The sequence below is a fragment of the Melghiribacillus thermohalophilus genome (genome assembly GCF_004342905.1).
Taxonomy (GTDB): domain Bacteria; phylum Bacillota; class Bacilli; order Bacillales; family Alkalibacillaceae; genus Melghiribacillus; species Melghiribacillus thermohalophilus.
This window is the reverse complement of sequence record NZ_SMAN01000003.1, coordinates 63,970-83,040: the sequence shown is the minus strand read 5'-3', so window position 1 is coordinate 83,040 and position 19,071 is coordinate 63,970. Positions and strand designations below refer to the sequence as shown.

At 41.9% G+C, this 19,071-nt stretch carries 20 protein-coding genes and 1 other RNA gene; 13 read left to right on the top strand and 8 right to left on the bottom strand.

The annotated features are described in order from the left end of the window. Window positions 1–46 precede the first annotated feature (46 nt). From EDD68_RS04060 to EDD68_RS04045, 4 genes are all read left to right on the top strand, one after another. Window positions 47–589 carry an SLOG family protein gene (locus EDD68_RS04060; protein WP_132370967.1) on the top strand — a complete coding sequence of 181 codons (543 nt, stop codon included), beginning with the start codon at window positions 47–49 and terminating at the stop codon, window positions 587–589. A gap of 85 nt (window positions 590–674) precedes the next feature. After that, window positions 675–968 carry a cell division regulator GpsB gene (gene gpsB / locus EDD68_RS04055; RefSeq protein WP_132370966.1) on the top strand — a complete coding sequence of 98 codons (294 nt, stop codon included), beginning with the start codon at window positions 675–677 and terminating at the stop codon, window positions 966–968. 79 nt (window positions 969–1,047) lie between these two features. Then, window positions 1,048–1,433: RNase P RNA component class B (gene rnpB, locus EDD68_RS04050), an RNA gene on the top strand. 237 nt (window positions 1,434–1,670) lie between these two features. Further along, the gene (locus tag EDD68_RS04045; protein WP_132370965.1) at window positions 1,671–2,810 is read left to right on the top strand and encodes a THUMP domain-containing class I SAM-dependent RNA methyltransferase; all 1,140 of its coding nucleotides are present in this window, start codon (window positions 1,671–1,673) and stop codon (window positions 2,808–2,810) included. A gap of 322 nt (window positions 2,811–3,132) precedes the next feature. Here EDD68_RS04045 and EDD68_RS04040 read toward each other — a convergent pair whose 3' ends face one another. Beyond that, a complete protein-coding gene (locus EDD68_RS04040; RefSeq protein ID WP_132370964.1) occupies window positions 3,133–3,978 on the bottom strand; it encodes a manganese catalase in 846 nt (281 codons plus the stop codon). Between the two features lie 219 nt (window positions 3,979–4,197). Here EDD68_RS04040 and EDD68_RS04035 point away from each other — a divergent pair, with 219 nt between their 5' ends. Together EDD68_RS04035 and EDD68_RS04030 are read left to right on the top strand one after the other, a co-directional pair. Next, window positions 4,198–4,671, top strand: a complete 474-nt coding sequence (locus EDD68_RS04035) for a hypothetical protein (protein ID WP_132370963.1) — start codon at window positions 4,198–4,200, stop codon at window positions 4,669–4,671. A 132-nt stretch (window positions 4,672–4,803) separates the two neighbouring features. Next, window positions 4,804–6,306: a carboxypeptidase M32 gene (locus EDD68_RS04030; protein ID WP_279388231.1), complete on the top strand. Its 1,503-nt coding sequence runs from the start codon at window positions 4,804–4,806 to the stop codon at window positions 6,304–6,306. A 49-nt stretch (window positions 6,307–6,355) separates the two neighbouring features. Here EDD68_RS04030 and EDD68_RS04025 read toward each other — a convergent pair whose 3' ends face one another. The 4 genes from EDD68_RS04025 to EDD68_RS04010 all read right to left on the bottom strand — a co-directional run bounded on the left by EDD68_RS04025 (window position 6,356) and on the right by EDD68_RS04010 (window position 9,501). After that, complete coding sequence (locus tag EDD68_RS04025; RefSeq protein WP_243646754.1) at window positions 6,356–7,966, bottom strand: b(o/a)3-type cytochrome-c oxidase subunit 1; 1,611 nt, start codon at window positions 7,964–7,966, stop codon at window positions 6,356–6,358. 86 nt (window positions 7,967–8,052) lie between these two features. Beyond that, on the bottom strand, window positions 8,053–8,559 hold the full coding sequence (locus EDD68_RS04020; protein ID WP_132370960.1) for a cytochrome c oxidase subunit II: 507 nt from the start codon (window positions 8,557–8,559) through the stop codon (window positions 8,053–8,055). Between the two features lie 28 nt (window positions 8,560–8,587). Then, window positions 8,588–8,725: a cytochrome c oxidase subunit 2A gene (locus tag EDD68_RS04015; RefSeq protein ID WP_132370959.1), complete on the bottom strand. Its 138-nt coding sequence runs from the start codon at window positions 8,723–8,725 to the stop codon at window positions 8,588–8,590. Between the two features lie 230 nt (window positions 8,726–8,955). Next, window positions 8,956–9,501: a hypothetical protein gene (locus tag EDD68_RS04010; RefSeq protein ID WP_132370958.1), complete on the bottom strand. Its 546-nt coding sequence runs from the start codon at window positions 9,499–9,501 to the stop codon at window positions 8,956–8,958. A gap of 143 nt (window positions 9,502–9,644) precedes the next feature. Here EDD68_RS04010 and EDD68_RS04005 point away from each other — a divergent pair, with 143 nt between their 5' ends. From EDD68_RS04005 to EDD68_RS03990, 4 genes are all read left to right on the top strand, one after another. After that, window positions 9,645–10,418 carry an SDR family NAD(P)-dependent oxidoreductase gene (locus tag EDD68_RS04005; protein WP_132370957.1) on the top strand — a complete coding sequence of 258 codons (774 nt, stop codon included), beginning with the start codon at window positions 9,645–9,647 and terminating at the stop codon, window positions 10,416–10,418. Window positions 10,419–10,520: 102 nt separating this feature from the next. Continuing rightward, window positions 10,521–11,612: a type III polyketide synthase gene (locus EDD68_RS04000; protein ID WP_132370956.1), complete on the top strand. Its 1,092-nt coding sequence runs from the start codon at window positions 10,521–10,523 to the stop codon at window positions 11,610–11,612. Then, window positions 11,612–12,130: an isoprenylcysteine carboxyl methyltransferase family protein gene (locus tag EDD68_RS03995; RefSeq protein WP_165902055.1), complete on the top strand. Its 519-nt coding sequence runs from the start codon at window positions 11,612–11,614 to the stop codon at window positions 12,128–12,130. The genes EDD68_RS04000 and EDD68_RS03995 overlap by 1 nt, the downstream gene beginning before the upstream one ends. Before the next feature lie 66 nt (window positions 12,131–12,196). After that, on the top strand, window positions 12,197–13,030 hold the full coding sequence (locus EDD68_RS03990) for a sulfurtransferase (RefSeq protein ID WP_132370954.1): 834 nt from the start codon (window positions 12,197–12,199) through the stop codon (window positions 13,028–13,030). 255 nt (window positions 13,031–13,285) lie between these two features. On the opposite strand, the gene EDD68_RS03985 is transcribed toward EDD68_RS03990, so the two are convergent. Together EDD68_RS03985 and cspD are read right to left on the bottom strand one after the other, a co-directional pair. Then, entirely contained in the window at window positions 13,286–13,987 is a 702-nt protein-coding gene (locus EDD68_RS03985) for a queuosine precursor transporter (RefSeq protein WP_132370953.1), read from the bottom strand. Window positions 13,988–14,180: 193 nt separating this feature from the next. Continuing rightward, on the bottom strand, window positions 14,181–14,381 hold the full coding sequence (cspD, locus tag EDD68_RS03980; protein WP_132370952.1) for a cold-shock protein CspD: 201 nt from the start codon (window positions 14,379–14,381) through the stop codon (window positions 14,181–14,183). A gap of 351 nt (window positions 14,382–14,732) precedes the next feature. On the opposite strand from cspD, the gene EDD68_RS03975 reads away from it, so the two are divergent. The 3 genes from EDD68_RS03975 to EDD68_RS03965 all read left to right on the top strand — a co-directional run bounded on the left by EDD68_RS03975 (window position 14,733) and on the right by EDD68_RS03965 (window position 17,814). After that, window positions 14,733–16,190 (top strand): NAD(P)/FAD-dependent oxidoreductase, encoded by a 1,458-nt coding sequence (locus EDD68_RS03975; RefSeq protein ID WP_132370951.1) that lies wholly within the window; start codon window positions 14,733–14,735, stop codon window positions 16,188–16,190. Window positions 16,191–16,303: 113 nt separating this feature from the next. Beyond that, on the top strand, window positions 16,304–17,167 hold the full coding sequence (locus EDD68_RS03970; protein ID WP_132370950.1) for a DUF72 domain-containing protein: 864 nt from the start codon (window positions 16,304–16,306) through the stop codon (window positions 17,165–17,167). Continuing rightward, window positions 17,164–17,814, top strand: coding sequence for an HD domain-containing protein (locus EDD68_RS03965; protein ID WP_132370949.1), 651 nt, complete (start codon window positions 17,164–17,166; stop codon window positions 17,812–17,814). Before EDD68_RS03970 ends, EDD68_RS03965 begins: the two co-directional genes overlap by 4 nt. Here EDD68_RS03965 and EDD68_RS03960 read toward each other — a convergent pair. Then, window positions 17,811–18,902 (bottom strand): C40 family peptidase, encoded by a 1,092-nt coding sequence (locus EDD68_RS03960; RefSeq protein ID WP_132370948.1) that lies wholly within the window; start codon window positions 18,900–18,902, stop codon window positions 17,811–17,813. The genes EDD68_RS03965 and EDD68_RS03960 overlap by 4 nt on opposite strands. Window positions 18,903–19,071 lie beyond the last annotated feature (169 nt).

Below are 19,071 nucleotides of genomic sequence, written 5' to 3'. Positions count from 1 at the left end.
ACATCTCAGCTCTTTTTTGTTATAATAAAAAAAGGTGAGAAAAACTATGAAAGTATTAACGATAACGGGTTACAAACCACATGAAATTGGCATTTTTCATATGAAGGATCCTAAAATACAAGTCATTAAACATCATATCAGACAACGACTGCAGGCATATATGGAAGAAGGACTGGAATGGGTTTTGATTTCAGGGCAAGCAGGAATCGAACTCTGGGCTGCCGAAGTCGTCATTGCCATTCCTTCCTTAAAACTAGCTGTTATTCCGCCCTTTCAACATCAGGAGGCTGTCTGGAAAGAGGCCTGGCAGGAAAAATACCACTCCATCATACAGCAGGCTGATTTTTTTCGTCCGCTGGTCCAGAAAGGATATGAAAGCCCCCATCAGTTCAGGCAGAAAGATCAATGGCTGATTTCTAAAAGTGACGGGTGTCTTGTGATTTATGATGATCAGCTGGAAGGATCCCCAAAATATTTTATTCAACAATTGGAGAAGATGAAACCTCATTCCGGATATATTGATGAACGCATAACGTTTTTGAATCTGGAAGAGGCAGCGAGGGAACTGAGTGAACAGGAACATTTTTAACCGAATACGGACATGTCATTGACTTTAGGCACATATTTTGAAAAAATATAAGATAAAGTTGTTATACAATCGGGGTGAAAGGTATATGATGGAAAAAACACAATTAAATACAAAAGAAATTTTAGATAAAGATTTTAAAGTATCGATCCGGGGCTATAACCAGGAAGAAGTAGATGAGTTTTTAGATATCATCATCCAGGATTATGAAACGTTCCAGCAGGAGATTGAACGTCTGAAAAATGAAAACGAGCGATTAAGAAAGCAAATGAATCAGCCAAAAAGCAATTCCAGTCAAAGTGCCGGACAGGTGAATTATGACATTTTAAAGCGCTTATCCAATCTGGAAAAAGCGGTATTCGGCAAACGGTTTGCCGATTAATTCCATTGCATTTGAACGTAGATATGATATAATGAGATGTTGCGTTAAAACATAATAACTGTACGGTCAAGGTGAATGAATGCTTGGGTAATCGCTGCGTGGTCTGGCCATGCAGAGGAAAGTCCATGCTCGCACAGGCTGAGATGCCTGTAGTGTTCGTGCCTGACGAAACCATAAGTCAGGGCAGCTCTAATGGAGCTGACGGCAGGGAAGGCTCCTAAGTCCTTTCGGGGATAAGGTGCTTGTACCTTGAAAGTGCCACAGTGACGAAGTTCAGCTGGAAACGGCTGAAGTGGAACGAGGTAAACCCCGCGAGCGAGCAACCCAAATCATGGTAGGGGCACTCTCCTGAGGGAAATGAACCGGCAGGAGAGACAGGCATTTGCCTGTAGATAGATGATTACCACCGGAGTACGAGGCTGACCACCGTTTGCAGTACGAAGGTACAGAACATGGCTTACAGAGCATTCATGGGTCCTTATATCCGTACTGATGTTTACAATCCCTATCTAAGCGCCTGTTTCCCGTTTAGATGGGGATTGTTTTTTGCCTCAGAATTTGTGAGAATAGACGAGAATGGGAACCTTCATGTAAACCACTGTGATGACAACAGTTATGCCGGATTACATGGTTCAAGGTACATCATCAAAAAAATCGAACAAATATATCAAGTCTGAAATTCAAAGAAGGGGAGAATAAGTCATGACCGAACCTTTAACGTTAATTGCAACCTCAGCCATGGGGCTTGAGTCTGTAGTTGGGAATGAGGTAAGAAACCTTGGATTTGACGATGTAAAGGTGGAAAATAGCCGGGTGGTCTATACTAGCGATCTTTCAGGCATTCCCCGAAGCAATTTATGGCTGCGCTCGGCTGACCGGGTCAAGATTCTGGTTGGTGAGTTTACAGCAACTTCCTTTGAAGAATTGTACGACCAGACAAGAGATCTTCCCTGGGAGCATTATATTCCGGAGAATGGAGAAGTACCTGTCATCGGAAAATCTGTTAAATCAAAGCTCTATTCCGTAAGAGATTGTCAGTCCATTACAAAAAAAGCCATTGCAGACCGTCTGATGCAAAAATATGGACTGGCCACCAGACTCCCGGAGGATGGTCCCGTTTATAAAGTTGAGGTGGCTTTGTTAAAAGATAAAGCCACTTTAACTATTGATACATCCGGTCAGGGACTGCATAAAAGAGGTTATCGGGTAAAACAGGGAGATGCTCCATTAAAGGAAACTCTCGCAGCTGCTTTAATCCAACTAACAAACTGGACGCCGGAATATCCCTTAGTTGATCCATTTACGGGTTCTGGAACGATTCCAATCGAAGCCGCTCTAATTGGACAGAATATCGCACCTGGCTTTAATCGGAGTTTTGTTTCAGAGGAATGGGATTTCATTCCGAAAAAGTTCTGGGATGATGCCATCATTGAAGCAGAGGACCTGGCCAATTATGATCAAAAATTGGAAATTTCAGGTTTTGACATTGATCACCGTATGGTTGAAACGGCAAAGGAAAATGCGATGGAAGCAGGACTTGCGGAGCTGATCAACTGGAAGCAAATGCAGGCAGCTGATTTTCATCCGAAAGTGCCAGATGGTTACTTAATCGGTAATCCTCCCTATGGGGAACGAATTGGGGAAAGGAAAAAAGTAGAACAACTGTACAAAGATTTAGGGAAGATCATGTCTGAACACCCGAGCTGGAGTGTTTATATTTTAACTTCCCATCAACACTTTGAGAAATTGTACGGAGAAAAAGCAACAAAGAAACGGAAGCTATTTAATGGATTTATTCGGACCGATTACTACCAGTATTTCGGAAAAAAGACGGAAGGATAAAATGACCGCAAAAAAGCATAAAGGCTAGGACAGACAGCTGTATATGATTTTGCCAGGCCGGGACAAAACTGAAATAAGAAAGAAATATCCGAACAACATTCAATCGTTAGATGAATTTGTTCGGATATATTCACAGTTCTTCATTCTCTTACTTCGCTTCCGCAACAGCTCATCTATTCTGTCTTTAAGGATTTTTCGCAAGAAGAATTCTTCTCATGTTGAATTTGTGAATGTCAGACTGTTCGGCCGTGTTTTTCATTTGTTCATGCTTTTGTGCCCCATCTTCTCAGCTTTTTAATCCTATCCTGTTTCCATGCCGGCCTTAGATTTTACTGGGTTTTGGATGAACCATCGGTATAGTATCGTGGACAGGAAGGGGAGCTGGAAACAAGAAAGGTTTTGGTCCATAAGCCGGGGGACTGGCAACATAGTTGAACAAACCTTTACCATCCATACTTGGCCCATTAGCCCATCGGCCTTTTTTACTTTCCTCTCCCCGGGAAAAGTTATAAAAATCATAGGAGACTTCCTGCTTCTCAAGGGAGCGAGGGAAGGTAGCAGGGACCACCAGATCACATTCCCGCTGTTCAATTTCAGAAATAGCTGCAATCCATTGATTCTGGTGCATCGTATCCCGGGCAATCAGGAAGGAAAGCATGTCTTTGACACCAGAATCATCGGACAGCTCATATAATCGAACAGCCTGCAAGCGGCCGTGGGATTCTTTTGTCAGATTATCCCTAAAATCGGCTAACAGATTCCCACTTGCCCCTACATAACTTCCTGACCAGAAATTTCCTGCACTATCTGCAGGCAGTGCACCGAGTCCGCTGACAATGACATGCTGAGGATTTCTGCCCCCAAGGGCCGCCTCAACCAGCGGGTCTTTGGCTGCTTCTTCCTGTACATCTACCGGTGCGTCATCGAGAAGCCTGGCGATCATCGTGACCAGCATTTCAACATGAGCCAGTTCTTCGGTTGCAGTGTCTAAAAGTAAGTCCCGATATTTTTTATCAGCCCGGCTATTAAGTCCTTGAAACAAATATTGCATGGCCACCGTCATTTCACCATAATGCCCGCCTAGAATTTCCTGCAACTTTTTAGCATATACAGGATCCGGACGTTCAGGGGCAGCGTCATATTGCAGTTCTTTTATATGGAAAAACACGTAATCACTTCCTTTTACTTATTGCTAGGTCAGTGTCATGAACATTTTATGTTAGAAAAATAGTTGTGTGACGATCTATTGGTGCAATGTATAAGGACAGGTACGATCATTGGATTGACAATGATATATAAATTCGAATCGTAAAAGGCTATAATGATAATAGCAGGAACAGGGAAAGAAGGATGATAACGGAGGAAGATTGAAGAAAGGAGGGATTGTGTGAATAGAAAAACACAGTTGATGTGGTTGCCTTCAGCGGGATTTGGAATTGGAGGGATCGTTGCTGCATACAGTGGTGACTTATTGATTTATGGACTTGGAATGATGGGATTTTTGGGAGGAGCAGCTGTAGGTTATGCCAGAATTGGTACGGTTTCATCGGCATTATTGTCAGGGTTATACGGAGCAGTCGGTTTTTTTGTCGGCTTTTATGTTTCTTTCTTATTGGTTTTAGATGTTTGGGAGCCGCCTTTACATTACTTCTTTATGGGAATCATCAGCGGAGCCATCGGCGGGGCATTCATTGGTCTTTCATTGAGACAAAAGAAGGCGATAGTCCGAATAGGATTGGGAGGAGCTCTGGCCTTTGGGGCAGGGCTGTCCTTATTAAATGTTGTTAACAGTCCTATCATTTTTGCTGTTTCGATGATGATTGGCGGAGGGATTTTGTCTTTGTTTTTAAAAGATCTATAGCCACTGGACACAACTCCTCCATTTTTAAATAATGTAGAAGGGTAAAACGTGTTCCTGAAGAATAAATTTGAATAAGAAGGTCTGTTTCAGAAAGGTTTAAAAAGAATCCATCAGAAATAGGGAGTGAGTCTTTTGTCAAAAACGTATACCAAAACGGAAAAAGCATTTTTAACCTACCTGAGAGAAATCAAGGCTTATCATGAAGCATTAAGCCTTATTTTCTGGGATTTGCGGACAAAAGCACCGAAAAAGGGTGTGAAAACAAGGTCAGAAACCATTGGAATCCTTTCCAGCAAAGTACACCGAATGACAACCTCTGATCGTATGAAGGAGTTTATTGATCAGTTAAAGGATGAGACGAAAGATCCAATCATACATAAAGCGGTGCTAGAATGCGAAAAAAAATACGAGAGAAGTATTAAGATTCCAGAAGATGAAAATAAAGAATACGTAACCCTTCAATCTCAGGCTGAGTCAGTATGGGAAGAGGCCAGGGAAAAGTCGGATTTTGAAATGTTTAAGCCTTATCTTGAAAAGTTGGTTGATTTTAATATTAAATTTGCAAATTACTGGGGTTATGATCAGCATATTTATGATACCCTGCTGGATATTTATGAACCTGGAATAACGGTTAAGCAGCTGGATGAAGTTTTCCCAAAACTGCGGACATCCCTTGTCAACCTTTTAGAAAAAGTAAAAAGATCAAAAAACAAACCCGATCCATCTGTTATACTTCAGAAATTCCCGAAGGAGGATCAGAAAAGATTTACGCTGGAAATACTGGAACAGATGGGATATGACTTTGAAGCAGGAAGACTGGACGATACGGTTCATCCTTTTGAAATTACTCTCAACCAACAAGACGTCCGCATTACGACAAGATACGACGAAAACGATTTCCGCATGGCTGTGTTTGGAACAATCCATGAGGGAGGGCATGCATTATATGAGCAAAACATCAGTGATGAACTGGAAGGAACACCCCTCAGCTCGGGAACATCCATGGGGATTCATGAATCCCAGTCCCTCTTCTGGGAAAATTATGTAGCCAGAAGCAAGGCCTTCTGGAAACGGTATTATAACACGTTTAAGCGGTATGCTCCGGAGGAATTTCATTCTATTCCGCTGGATATGTTTTATCAATCCATTAATGAAGTCAGGCCTTCCTATATCCGGATAGAGGCTGATGAAATGACATATCCGCTCCATATTATGATCCGTTATGAACTGGAAAAAGCACTAATCAGTCAGGATATAGATGTCAAAGATTTACCGGAACTATGGAATGATAAAATGGAAGACTATTTAGGGATACGACCTCGGAATGACAGAGAAGGGGTACTTCAGGATGTGCACTGGTCAGGTGGAAGTTTCGGATATTTTCCATCCTATGCATTAGGATATATGTACGGGGCCCAGCTCCTTCATGCTATGAATCAGTCTTTTGATGTCAATCAGGCCATTGAAAATGGGGAATTAAAAAAGATAAAAGAATGGCTGACAGTACAAATTCATCAATACGGGAAGATGAAGGAGCCCCTTGATATTTTGAAAGACGTGACAGGCGAGACGTTAAATCCGGATTACCTCGTCCGTTACCTCGAGAAAAAATATCAGGATATTTATCAATGGTAAAAACCATAAGGCTTTCTCAGTTGAGAAAGCCTTATGGTTTTATGATATTTTAATTGTAGCCAATTGGCCATTTGAATGGCGGTGATCCCGGAGGTGAATTCTGAATAATATCGATAAATGGAATGGTGTAGGCGAAAAGAATTAGAGCAACCGCAAGGCCAATCCACAACTTCCAGTTTTCAAATACCATAGGCGTCGGCAGCGCATCTTCTGCTGTTTCCGCCATTGGAAATTCTTCCTGACCTTTTGGTGCAAAGAATGTCATGTATACGAAAATATAGACCATCAGAAGGATGCCGATGAACAGGATGCTACCTCCGATCGCCTGGGCATACTGATATCCAATCCATTCCATTGCCTGTTCACTGCCGCCGTATTCAGAATAGGAGGAACGTCTGGGAGCACCGAGAAGTCCCGCGATATGCATCGCTCCGGACATGATAAACATGCCGATTGACCATACGATGGTTTGAATAATGCCAAGACGGTTGATATGCGCATTTAACTTTCGTCCAGTCAATACAGGAATAAGCCAGTATGAAATACCAAAGAACGTTAGAATAACAGTTGTTGCCAGGGTTAAATGAAAGTGCCCGGTCACCCAAATCGTATTATGCACCACCTGATTTAACTGGTGAGACGCATTGATTAACCCGCCGGCACCAGCTGGTACAAAAGCAAGCATTCCAACAAACGGTGCAAAAAAGCGAACGTCTTTCCAGGGAAGTCCCCTCATAAATCCAAATAAACCGGTATATCCTTTTGCCCGTCCTGCAGATTCAAAAGTTGCAAACATGGAGAAGGCTGTAAGCAATGACGGAATTGCGACAGCGAATGTTAACACAACCTGAATATATTTCCAGAATGGATCAATACCCGGTTCCAGCAGCTGATGGTGAAAACCTACTGGTATTGAAAACAACAGGAACATAATAAAGGCCAGGCGTGCCAGTGAATCACTGAAAATTTTTCCACCAATAATTTTTGGTATAATGGCATACCAGGCCATATATGCTGGCAAAAGCCAGAAATAAACGAGCGGGTGGCCGAAATACCAGAACAAGGTGCGGCTGACGAGCACATTGATTTCATCCACCAGTCCCAGAGACCACGGGATCAGCTGGATGACGACGGTTGCAGCCACGCCAAGAGTAGAAATAAACCAGATAATCATATTGATAGCTACCATAAAGGCTAACAGTGGAGACACTTCGCCCCGATGCTGTTTTTTCCATTTAAAAAATTGGTGCAGGTTCACAAATACTGCAATCCAGCTCCCAACAACAACAAGTGCTAATCCAATATAAAACAGCGGATGTGCCTGAAGGGGAGCATAAAATGTATATAATACGTTTGCTTTTCCTAATAAAATCATCACAGCTGTTACAACGGTTCCGATCAGCATCACATAAAAACTAATCCATGCCCATTTTCGTTCACCGTCAGACATGCCAACGGTTTTGCTCATCAATGCATACTGAAAACCGATGATGAAAAAAGTGGTTAAAACTAGGGCAAGAATCACTCCGTGTACCGTGAGCACCTGATAATAATCAATTCCAAAAGGAAGGGTCATTTTACCTGTTCTCACCAGTACCTGCAGTAACCCCATTAGTCCTCCGATTAAGAGGGAAATAAAGGCTACGTACATATGAGCCATAGACAGCTTTGCGTCTTTTGCGGGAAGTCCTGCTTTTCGGGCTAAAAGCCCCTGATCAGCCGGTTTTGACGCTGTTGAATGGTTCATCATTCTTCATACACCTCCACAGTCGCATACATTAAGTGGTGACCTGTTCCACAATACTCATTACATATCAGGGTATATGTCCCAGGATTATCCATCGTGGTTTCATATTCACTGATATATCCAGGTTCAAGCATCATGTTTACATTGGTACCTGCCAGTTCAAAACCATGAATGACATCACTGGTTGTGGCCTGGAAAGTGACTTTGGCACCAGCTGGGATCCGAATCGTTTTCACTGGTGCACCGTTTTCATCTTTCCCCAGATCATAGTTAAACGCAGATGCAAGGATATTGACCACATATTCGTTTTCCCCAACCTGATTCAATCCCAGATTTTCCTCTTTGAACGCTTCGTGGGCCTGAACATTTTGCGGATCGATGGTCACCATGCAACTCGGAGGCTGACTGCCCTGGTAAAAGGCCCCGATTCCTAAGATAATCAAGAAAGCAAGTAGGGCACCTGTACCAAAAATAATCCAGATCTTCTCATACCGATGAAGATGCATAAACTTATCCTCCTAACCAAGCATTTTTTTATCTAGCGATGAAAATTCCCCAAACGCCAAACCATGAAATGATAAGAAACGCAGCAACAAACATCACTGCAACCATAGTCCCCTTTAGGTTCGGCTCATGAGCAGAGTTGGACGTTTTGCCCGTTTGCTTTGCCATATACATCCCCCACTCCTTTCAGTTAAAGTACATGTACCATGTTGTACCAGATACATGTTCTACTTTTATCTTACATTTTTCGAGTGATCTGTGGTATGTTTATTGCTAAATATTCACAAATTGTTCAATATGTCGGAGGGAAATAGGGGAAATCATAAATATTTTCATTTGTGCAATCATTAAAAACGGCCAACTCAAGTATGAGTTGGCCGTTGCGGTTAAAAGCTGGCTCAGCTAAGCTCTTTTGCCATATCAGGTACTAAAAGACCTGCTTCCTCAAAAATGGAGCCGAATTTTTCCTGAAAGCTGTCAAATGCTTCTTGAGCTGCCGTAAAGTCAGGCTCAGTCTGGCTTTCGTCAAGTGCGTTTATGCGTTCCTGAAAATAGGTTTTTAAATCTTCTAAAGAGTCTTCCAGAGAGCTCTGCACTTCCTCTGTGTAAGTGCCGGAAACTTCAAAAGACTCCAGTTTGGAAAGAGCTTCTTCAGCTGCGGTTTTAGCTTCTTCGGCAGCCGCTATAAGTGCTTCTTCTTCTGGCTCTTCTTCACCATTCAATAAAGCGTCATATTCAAGTATGGTCTGATTAAGAACACGAAGTTCAGAGATTAAGTTCATCTGAGTATCCAGAAGAGATGATTTCAATTCATTTTCGTCAACTTCCGTCACATCATTATTATCATTTGTCTGATCTTCTTGAACATCTTGTCCTTCATCATCAGCACACCCTGCAAAAAGTAAAGCTGAAGATAAGCCGATAGCCAGTAGTGCTTTTTTCATTATGAATCCCCCTTTTTCTTACAAAACTTGTAACATTGAGTATATTATAAGAATTGACCGTAAAAGTAAATAATTTGTAAAAATGTTATAATAGAATAAATATTTCAAGAAATCAAAATATTTGACAAAGAGGTGTGATTGACATGGAACAATATTTGCCCCATTTTCATTTGCGGGGAAAACTGGCAGCTGTAACCGGTGCTACAAAAGGGATTGGAAAAGCAATTAGTACCGCTTTTGCCGAGGCGGGGGCAGATGTCTTATTAATTTCCAGAAGCGAATCCGATTTAAACCGAGTGAAAGAGGAGTTAAAGCAGTATGGCGGAAATATATATACCATTTCTGGAGACGTCCAGCATTATAAAGCGATCATCGAGAAAATAGAAGAAAAGAGAATTGGCGCATCCATTGATATATGGGTGAACAATGCTGGAATCAATATTCGCAGCAGGGCAGAAGAGGTAACTGAAGATGAGTGGGAAGTTATCGTCAATACAAATATGAAGGCGGCTTTTTTTCTGACCCAGTATGCCGCCAAACAAATGAAAGATAAAGGGTATGGGAAAATTATCAATATCTCCTCAGTTGCAGGACATGTGGCATTGAGAACCGGGGTTGTTTATGGAATGACAAAAGCAGCTTTGATCCAGATGACAAAAACATTAGCTCTGGAATGGGGGAAAGATGGAATTCGGATTAATGCCATTGGTCCATGGTATTTCACGACATCATTAACAGAAAAATTGCTGAAAGATGAGGACTATGTGAATGAGATTATTCACCAGACCCCTTTAAAACGAATAGGGAAACTGAATGAATTAACTGGAACAGCTGTGTTTTTAGCTTCTGAAGCGAGTGATTACATAACTGGACAAACGATTTTTGTTGATGGCGGAATGACGATTTATGGATTTTAATACAAAGGGAAAAATGAATAATTGATTCTGCCGGGAGGGAAAATATATCCAGAATACTATACCTGATAAAGGCACAACGATTTGAAAAAGGATGAGAATTTCATGGCATATATTCTTTCCGCAGGCGTCAGCATCCCTGAGTACCGAATCCGGCAGGAACAGGCAGAAGAAATGATCAAAGATATCTTCCCACGATCAGAAAGGGAGATCGAAAGGCTACTCCCAGCCTTTAAAAATTCACAGATAAAAGAACGGCAGTTTGTCGTACCTCTAGAATGGTTTAAAGAAGATCATGCATTTCATGAGAGAAACCAACTATATGAGCATGAGGCTGTCACACATGCGGTATCGGCTATCCGCAATTGTTTAACCAATAACATATTGTTGAATCAACAGGTGCGTCCTGAAAAAATAGACTGTGTCATCTTTGCATCGAGTACCGGTATAGCGACCCCTTCCATTGACGTCCGATTTATGAATGAATTGAACTTCCGGAATGACACGGTGAGGATGCCTATCTGGGGACTGGGATGTGTTGCCGGGGCGTGCAGTTTATCCAGAGCATATGAATGGCTGCAGGCGAATCCTGAAAAATCTGTTCTGGTAGTATGCCTGGAATTCTGCAGTTTGGCCTTTCAAAAAGACGATCACCGAAAAAGCAACTTTATCGGTACGGTCCTGTTTGGCGATGGGGCAGCCAGTGTCCTTCTCGCTGGTGATCGATCTCCCTTAATCCAGAAGGGAGGAAGGCAAGTTCCAAAAATTATGGCAGCGAGCAGTAAGTTTAAAAAGAATGCCCTCGATGTGATGGGGTGGGAAATCAGAGAAAAAGGATTCTATGTCATATTTGCCAAAAGCATTCCCCGGCTGGTCGAAACGTTCTGGAAACATCATTTTAAGGAATTTCTAAATAAAACTGAAGTGAAAGAGGGGGATCTTTCCTATTTTATCGCCCATCCCGGGGGGATAAAGGTGCTGGAGGCATATGAACGGGTCATGACGGAACCCGGAGATAAGCTGAAATATTCCCGCGAAATCCTGCATCATCATGGGAATATGTCATCCCCAACCGTCCTTTACGTTTTGAAAAAAGTGATGGAAGAGCAACAGATGAAGGGAAAGCAGAGCATCCTGACTGCTCTGGGTCCGGGATTTAGTTCAGAGTTGCTGTTATTGGAGTGGAAGTCAGTATGATGTACATGCTCTTATGGATTGCTGTCATCATACAGCGTCTCACAGAAGTTATGATCGCGAAACGAAATGAGATGTGGATGAAAAACAGAGGGGGCATCGTCATTCATGAACCGCTGTATAAATGGATTGTCACAGCCCATGTGCTATTTCTGATCAGCCTGTTTTTCGAAAGCTATGTTCGTCATCAGCATTCGGCTCCCATTCCCGTTATCTATTTAATCTTTTTCCTGGTTTTGCAGGGGGTGAGAATCTGGTGTTTACGTTCACTTGGGCGATACTGGAACACAAAAATTGTCGTTTTGCCCGGTGCCAGACTGAAAAAAGTGGGGCCATACCGTTTTTTTAAGCATCCGAATTATTTTGTGGTAGGACTTGAGTTCATTGTACTTTCCCTGGTTTTTCATGCTTTTTTGACAGCTGTCTTATTTCCTGTCATTCACGCGATCCTGATGTATGTTAGAATACCGGAAGAAGAAAAGGCTTTAAAGATATATGATAAAGTTGAATATGGAAGGTAGATCCCTTTTTAGCACAAAAAGAAAACCGTAATAATATTATGCAAACTTAAGGGAGAGGTGAAATGGATGAAGGTGGTAAAAGATCTATCCTGGTGCTATGAAAAATGGCGATCAGGGCAAGATGTAGTCTTTGCGGATTGCAGGTTTGACCTCCATGATCCGGACAAGGGTATTGAACGGTATCGAAAGGGTCATATTCCTTCTGCTGTTTATTTTGATCTGGAAAAGGACTTAAGTTCAGAGGTAAAGGAAACAGGAGGTAGACACCCGCTTCCCCGTATGGAAGATTTTGTTGAAACATTACAGCAAGCTGGGATTTCCAGCGATACAACAGTGATTGCCTATGATGATAACCATGCTTTTGCTTCACGGTTTGTCTGGCTTTTAACGTTTCTTGGTCACGAGAACGTCTATCTTTTAAACGGTGGAATCAAGGCCTGGAAAGAGGCCGGATATCCAGTTGATCAGGACATGACACCCAGGAACAAAACAACGTTTAAAGCAAATGTCCATAAAGAGTTCGTTGCTGATCAGGATGATGTGAGAGAACGACTTAACCATGAAAACGTCGCGATAGTAGATTCCCGCAGTTATGAACGATATGCAGGAATACATGAACCGATCGATGCAAAAGCCGGGCACATCCCTGGAGCTTTGAACTATTTCTGGATGGATCTATTTGATGAACGGGGGTTTTGGAAAGAGCCTGAACAACTGAAAGAACATTTTTATCAACTAAACAGTTATGATGAAATCATTGTTTACTGCGGGTCCGGAGTAACAGCTGCACCCAATGTTATCTCGCTATGGGAAGCCGGTTTTCAACATGTCAGGCTATATGTTGGAAGTTTCAGTGACTGGATTTCAAATCCAGAAAACAAAATTGATACCTGTAATTAAAAAGAATCAGGGGAAAAACCAGAAAAAAGAAAGATCCGAGCGATACTCATTTGTCCAGAATATCGTTCGGATTTTTTTCTGGGGTCAACATACTGTGCTTTTCATAGATGTGGCCTCAGGTTTTCCAGGAAACTCATAGGACTTTTTCACACGTACTGTTCCCGCAGAAACCTGTTCATGTTGACTACAATCATATTTACTTTAGCCATTTGGTTTTTGCTCGTCTTTTCCATCGCTACCCGCTTTTATTTACCATTACACCTGCTGTTCATTGGGATTGAATGTTTGGTTATGCATATGTTTGGCGGCGTAAATAAACGGGGTATCGAGGGCAGAGACTATAAATTTGATCAAATAAGTAGATAAAAATATTTCCACCCATATTTGAAGCGAAAACATTCCCCAGAAGGCAATGATGCAAAAGACCGCAGTATCAACGAACTGACTGATCATCGTGCTTCCGTTGTTTCTTAGCCATAAAAATTGATCCGAAGTGAATTTTGATTTTATTTTTTGATACAGCCAGACGTCAAAGTTTTGACTGATGACGTATGCTACCAGACTACCTGCTGCAACCTGGGGCACAAGATCAAACAGTGCTGCAAGGGCTTCCTGAACGGTATCATCTGATGAAGGGATAAACATCAGAGCAATCTGCATCATAACTGTCATGGAGATTAACGTGAAGAATCCAAGCCATACTGCCTTTTTCGCTTCCTCTCTTCCGTATTTCTCATTTAATATATCTGTAGCGAGAAATATGGTGCCATACATGATGTTTCCAAGGGTAGCTGTCACACCGAACAACTCCACTACTTTTAAAACCTGTATATTGGCTACAACAGTAGACATGCCAATCCATACAAACAGACCGGCTTTGCCGAACATCCGATAAATGATCAGAATAAGTGAGAAATTTACTAGAGCAAAGATAAGCCATAGCCATTCATTAAACATGATCTGCGACCTCCTTTCAAGTAAAAGGCGATGTATTGTGACGAATGTAAAAGGGTTTTCCTAACGAACATTCATTTTACTTGAACTTTTCGCATATATCAATATTTGCCTGTCATCATCGTTTTCAATTAAAGATAGCGGCACATAAAAGCGGCAACCGCAAATAGCGGTTGCCGCATCAGTGGTTCAACGTTTATTTTTTTACAACATTAGCTGCTTGAGGACCGCGATTGCCTTCAACGATTTCAAATTCTACTGCCTGACCTTCTTCCAGGGTTTTGAAACCGTCTTCCTGAATAGCAGAGTAGTGTACGAATACATCGTCTCCGCCTTCTACCTGAATAAATCCATAACCTTTTTCAGCATTGAACCATTTAACTACACCGTTTTGCATAAGTAAAATCCTCCTAAAACCTTTCACATAAATGTGGTAATTTCACAAACAAGATGCAGGTTCCAATAAAAAAAGGTAACTCCTATAGAAGTGAAGGACCACAAAATTCATTCACTTCTATAGAAGTTACCTGCCTTTTATGAATCCTTACACCTTCTTTGCTTGATGTAAGTATAGCTTAATAAAAAGGAGGTGTCAAGAAAGAAAGAATCAAAGTTTGACTGGCATCAACAAAGTAAAACACGAACATTAATTTAATATAAACAAAAATAGTTCGTATATAGTGTTGACTTAACTATCCGCCTTTGTTACAGTTACTTCGGAGATATAACGTCGGGAGGCTAGTATGACATGAAAAAATATTACGATGTGATTATTGTTGGAGGCGGACCGGCAGGGATTTTTGCTTCTTATGAGTTGTCTGAAAAATTACCAGAAGCGAACATTTTGCTGATCGACAAAGGGCATAATATTTATAAGAGAAGGTGTCCCATTTTAGAAAAAAAATTATCAAAGTGCCCGCCTGCTGCAGGAAAAAAAGCTTATCCAGGCTGTCTTCCAGCCTGCTCCATAACGAGCGGATTTGGCGGAGCAGGAGCCTATTCAGATGGAAAGTTTAATATAACCAGCGAATTCGGTGGATGGATGACGGATTACCTTTCAAAAGAACAGGTGCTCTCTCTCATTCATGAAGTGGACCAAATGAATTTAAGACATGGCGCTACAAGATCCATCACGGATCCTCTCACTCCAGAAGTGAAAAAAATCGAACGGAAAGCCTATGCAGCTGGATTGAAGCTATTAAGAGCCAATGTCCGGCATCTTGGCACAGAACAAAACCTGCAAATTTTACAGAGCATCTATGAAACCTTGAGAGAGCGTATTGACATGCGCTTTATGACTGAAGTTAAAGATATTATTGTGAATAATCACAACGTTCAAGGTGTGATTTTATCAAAAGATGATGAAACCCTTTATGCGGACCATGTCGTCATGGCTCCAGGAAGAGATGGTTCCAAATGGCTGAGCCGTTTATTGAAAACATATGGCGTTCCCATGAAAAATAATCAAGTTGATATCGGGGTACGTGTAGAAACATCAGATATTGTCATGGAAGAGATCAATGAACATCTGTATGAAGGAAAATTTGTGTTTAACAGTTCGGTTGGAACCAGGGTGCGCACGTTTTGCAGTAACCCGGGCGGTCATGTTGTGGTGGAAAACCATTCAGGGACGATGCTCGCCAATGGTCACTCCTATAAAGATCCCGAGTTAGGAAGTGGCAATACCAACTTTGCCCTTTTGGTATCCCATCAATTTACCGACCCCTTTTATGAACCCAATGAATATGCCCATGAAATCTCCAGGCTGGCCAACTATTTATCTGGAGGAAGCATTATTGTCCAAAAACTGGGTGATTTCATGAAAGGAAGACGATCTACTGAAAAACGGATCCGCGAAGGATTTATTGAACCAACATTGAAAGAAGCTGTTCCTGGTGATCTTGGGCTCGTACTGCCCTATCACACAATGAAAAGTTTGCTTGAAATGATTGAAGCCCTTGATCAGGTGACTCCTGGAATTGCATCCGAGCACACCCTGTTTTATGGAGTAGAAGCAAAATTTTATTCGGCAAGGCCTGAAGTAGACGAACAATTTGAAACGCCTGTTCGTGGACTTTTTGTAGCGGGAGACGGAGCAGGTATTACCAGGGGGCTTGCCCAGGCGGGGGCCAGCGGATTGTGGGTTGCCCGGCAAATTTTAAAACGATTGAGTGTAAGCTCAGGTGAGAATGCGGTAAAATCTTAACTTCTGGGATGGAAGCACCTGTCCGTTCTGGTGCTTTCTATTTCAAAAAGTCCTCTTTTTGGTAAAATAAATAAAAATATGTTTTCAAATGAGGGATTCAGGAGGTTATACGCTTGTCTATACATATCGGTTTAACAGGCTGGGGGGATCATGACTCATTGTATCATTCTAATATATCCCCACAGGAGAAACTGGCGGTATATGCTTCCTTTTTTCCTGTAGTAGAAGTGGACACCGCCTTTTATGCCATTCAGCCTGAAAAAAATTATGAAAAATGGGTGAAAGAGACACCCGAACATTTTTCTTTTGTGATTAAAGCTTATCAAACCCTGACCGGCCATGACCGGAAATCTGTGACAAAGGATGAATTCAGAGCCGTTATGGATCAGTATCGAGAATCCATTGAGCCGGTTTTACAATCCGGGAAGCTGAACAGTATTCTGTTTCAGTTCCCGCCATGGTTTGATCTGAAAAAAGAACACGTAAACAGGCTTCGGGTTATTCGGGATTATTTTTTCGATCTGCCGCTGGCCCTTGAATTTAGAAATCGGACCTGGTTTTCCCCGCAATATCGGCAAAAAACACTGCAATTTATGAAAGAAGAAAAATGGATTCATACGATCTGTGATGAACCCCAGGCCGGGGAAGGTTCCGTGCCTGTTGTCCTGGAACCAACCCATCCGGAACGCACGCTCATTCGTTTTCATGGAAGAAATGTGCATGGGTGGAATCGAAATGGACGGCCGGACTGGCGAAAGGTACGGTTTTTGTACCGTTATAGTATAGAGGAACTGTCTGAATGGTCCAGATGGATTAAACAATTACAAATAAAGACGAAACACATCACGATACTGTTCAACAATAATTCCGGAAAGGACGCAGCAGACAATGCTAAACAGTTGATGAACCTGCTGAATATTCAATATAAAGGGTTAAACCCGAGGCAAATGGATTTATTTGATGGAGGATTAGCATGAATTTCGAGGAAATGTTAGTTCAAACAGAAAAGTGGATGGAAGACGTATTCAGTCATGAACCGACCGGTCATGACATCTGGCATATGAGAAGGGTCAAAAAACTGGCCGAACATCTTGCCCGGCTGGAAGGGGGAAATTTATTTATCTGTCAGATGACGGCTCTTCTCCATGACTACCCGGATGAAAAATGGAATGATGATCCGGATCAAGCCTATCAAGACATCATTCGCTTTTTAAGGAACCTTCAGCTATCTACAAATCGAATTGATCAAATCCTGTTGTCCATGAAAAACATTTCTTATCGGGGAAATCATCGGGTGCCAGAAACCCTGGAAGGAAGAATTGTTCAGGATGCTGACAGACTGGATGCCATGGGGGCCATAGGTATTGCCCGAACGTTTGCGTATGGAGGAAAAAAGGGACAGCTGATTCATCATCCAGCTGTCCCCTTACATCAATTGTCCAATGTTGAATATGGCTCGAATGACACAACCATTCAACATTTTTATGACAAGTTGTTAAAATTACCTAAACTGTTAAACACAGAATCAGCCCGAGCCATCGCCATTAAAAGGCATGAATTTATGAAAAGCTTTTTGGCCCAATTTTACCGTGAATGGGACGGGGAGGACTACCAACCTCTTTAATACTGATTGACTCTTCTGGCTCCAAGATAACGGTTTTTCCAGTATGAATTGCTTAAACTGCTGATTGTTACGCCATCCAGACCGGCATGGATAAACTTTCCGTCTCCTAAATAAATCCCAGCGTGAGAGGGGCCCGGTTTATAGGTTTCAAAAAAGACGAGATCCCCAACACTTGGTCTTTTCAACGGGAGTGTAGAGGACCAGATTTGATCCACCGTCCTCGGGAGACTCACCCCGATGCTCTGGTAAACAAACTGCAAATAACCGCTGCAGTCAAACCCTTGAGGTGACTCTCCTCCCCAGACATAAGGTGTACCTAAATAGGCTCTGGCTGTTTGAATTAATCGGCCGGTACCCTGACTTGCATGAGTTGGAGAAGTGCCGATGTTTCCATTAGTCTCACTGGAAGCACTGGTGTTTGTGGCGGTATTGGTTGCTGTATTTAAATGGTTTGCCAGCGGTGTTATGTTTGATGTTTCTTGATTTTTAAGGAGAATGACTTTTTGTGATATTCGTTTTTGATCACCCGTATAAAGCACCTTGAAAAAATCTTCGTCTACGGTTGATTGAATCGGCAAATCATAAATTGTCTGAAATTGCGTAACGGCTTTTTTTGTCAACGGACCATATATGCCATCGATTTCACCTTCGTATAAACCAAAGTAATAAAGGGCTAACTGAAGACTTTCAACATCTTTGCCCCGGCTTCCGGGATAGATGGGTCCATCAATCGATTTCAAGGATTCCAGATAATAATCTCTTTCCATTTCCATTAATTGATGGATCGTTTCCTTATTCGCACGTCCTGTTATGTCAAGGTTGTATCTTCTTTGAAATTGTTTGACGGCATGCTCGGTTTTAATGCCAAATTTCCCATCTGTTGTGCCTTCATACAATTTGATGCGTTTTAATTTTTTTTGCAGTGCGTGCACCGCTTCATCATGCATGCCAAACACAAGACTTCTGGATTCGGTTAACTGATCATTTTCCTGAAGCGGCCCTGCCATGTAATAGAAAAATGGCTGTGAAAGGGCAAAACTGCATGCTACGGTTCCAAGAACGGCGGGGTGTTTCTGTACAAAAGTCATACAAACACCACCTTTTCACAGAGGATCACTTAAAGTATATGGGACTTTTAAAAAAATATGCTGGATGTGCCCCATGGCTAAAACGTGCTGTGATAAAATAGATGAAAAAGATTTGTCTGGGATACCACCTCTGAAAGGATTTTTTGTAAGAAGCATTTCAATGATGTTA

Coding starts and splice junctions, on each gene's coding strand:
- EDD68_RS04060 (WP_132370967.1), top strand. CDS start 47: ATGAAAGTATTAACGATAACGGGTTACAAACCACATGAAATTGGCATT.
- gpsB (WP_132370966.1), top strand. CDS start 675: ATGATGGAAAAAACACAATTAAATACAAAAGAAATTTTAGATAAAGAT.
- EDD68_RS04045 (WP_132370965.1), top strand. CDS start 1,671: ATGACCGAACCTTTAACGTTAATTGCAACCTCAGCCATGGGGCTTGAG.
- EDD68_RS04025 (WP_243646754.1), bottom strand. CDS start 7,966: ATGGCTCATATGTACGTAGCCTTTATTTCCCTCTTAATCGGAGGACTA.
- EDD68_RS04020 (WP_132370960.1), bottom strand. CDS start 8,559: ATGCATCTTCATCGGTATGAGAAGATCTGGATTATTTTTGGTACAGGT.
- EDD68_RS04015 (WP_132370959.1), bottom strand. CDS start 8,725: ATGGCAAAGCAAACGGGCAAAACGTCCAACTCTGCTCATGAGCCGAAC.
- EDD68_RS04010 (WP_132370958.1), bottom strand. CDS start 9,501: ATGAAAAAAGCACTACTGGCTATCGGCTTATCTTCAGCTTTACTTTTT.
- EDD68_RS04005 (WP_132370957.1), top strand. CDS start 9,645: ATGGAACAATATTTGCCCCATTTTCATTTGCGGGGAAAACTGGCAGCT.
- EDD68_RS04000 (WP_132370956.1), top strand. CDS start 10,521: ATGGCATATATTCTTTCCGCAGGCGTCAGCATCCCTGAGTACCGAATC.
- EDD68_RS03995 (WP_165902055.1), top strand. CDS start 11,612: ATGTACATGCTCTTATGGATTGCTGTCATCATACAGCGTCTCACAGAA.
- EDD68_RS03990 (WP_132370954.1), top strand. CDS start 12,197: ATGAAGGTGGTAAAAGATCTATCCTGGTGCTATGAAAAATGGCGATCA.
- EDD68_RS03985 (WP_132370953.1), bottom strand. CDS start 13,987: ATGTTTAATGAATGGCTATGGCTTATCTTTGCTCTAGTAAATTTCTCA.
- cspD (WP_132370952.1), bottom strand. CDS start 14,381: ATGCAAAACGGTGTAGTTAAATGGTTCAATGCTGAAAAAGGTTATGGA.
- EDD68_RS03975 (WP_132370951.1), top strand. CDS start 14,733: ATGAAAAAATATTACGATGTGATTATTGTTGGAGGCGGACCGGCAGGG.
- EDD68_RS03965 (WP_132370949.1), top strand. CDS start 17,164: ATGAATTTCGAGGAAATGTTAGTTCAAACAGAAAAGTGGATGGAAGAC.
- EDD68_RS03960 (WP_132370948.1), bottom strand. CDS start 18,902: ATGACTTTTGTACAGAAACACCCCGCCGTTCTTGGAACCGTAGCATGC.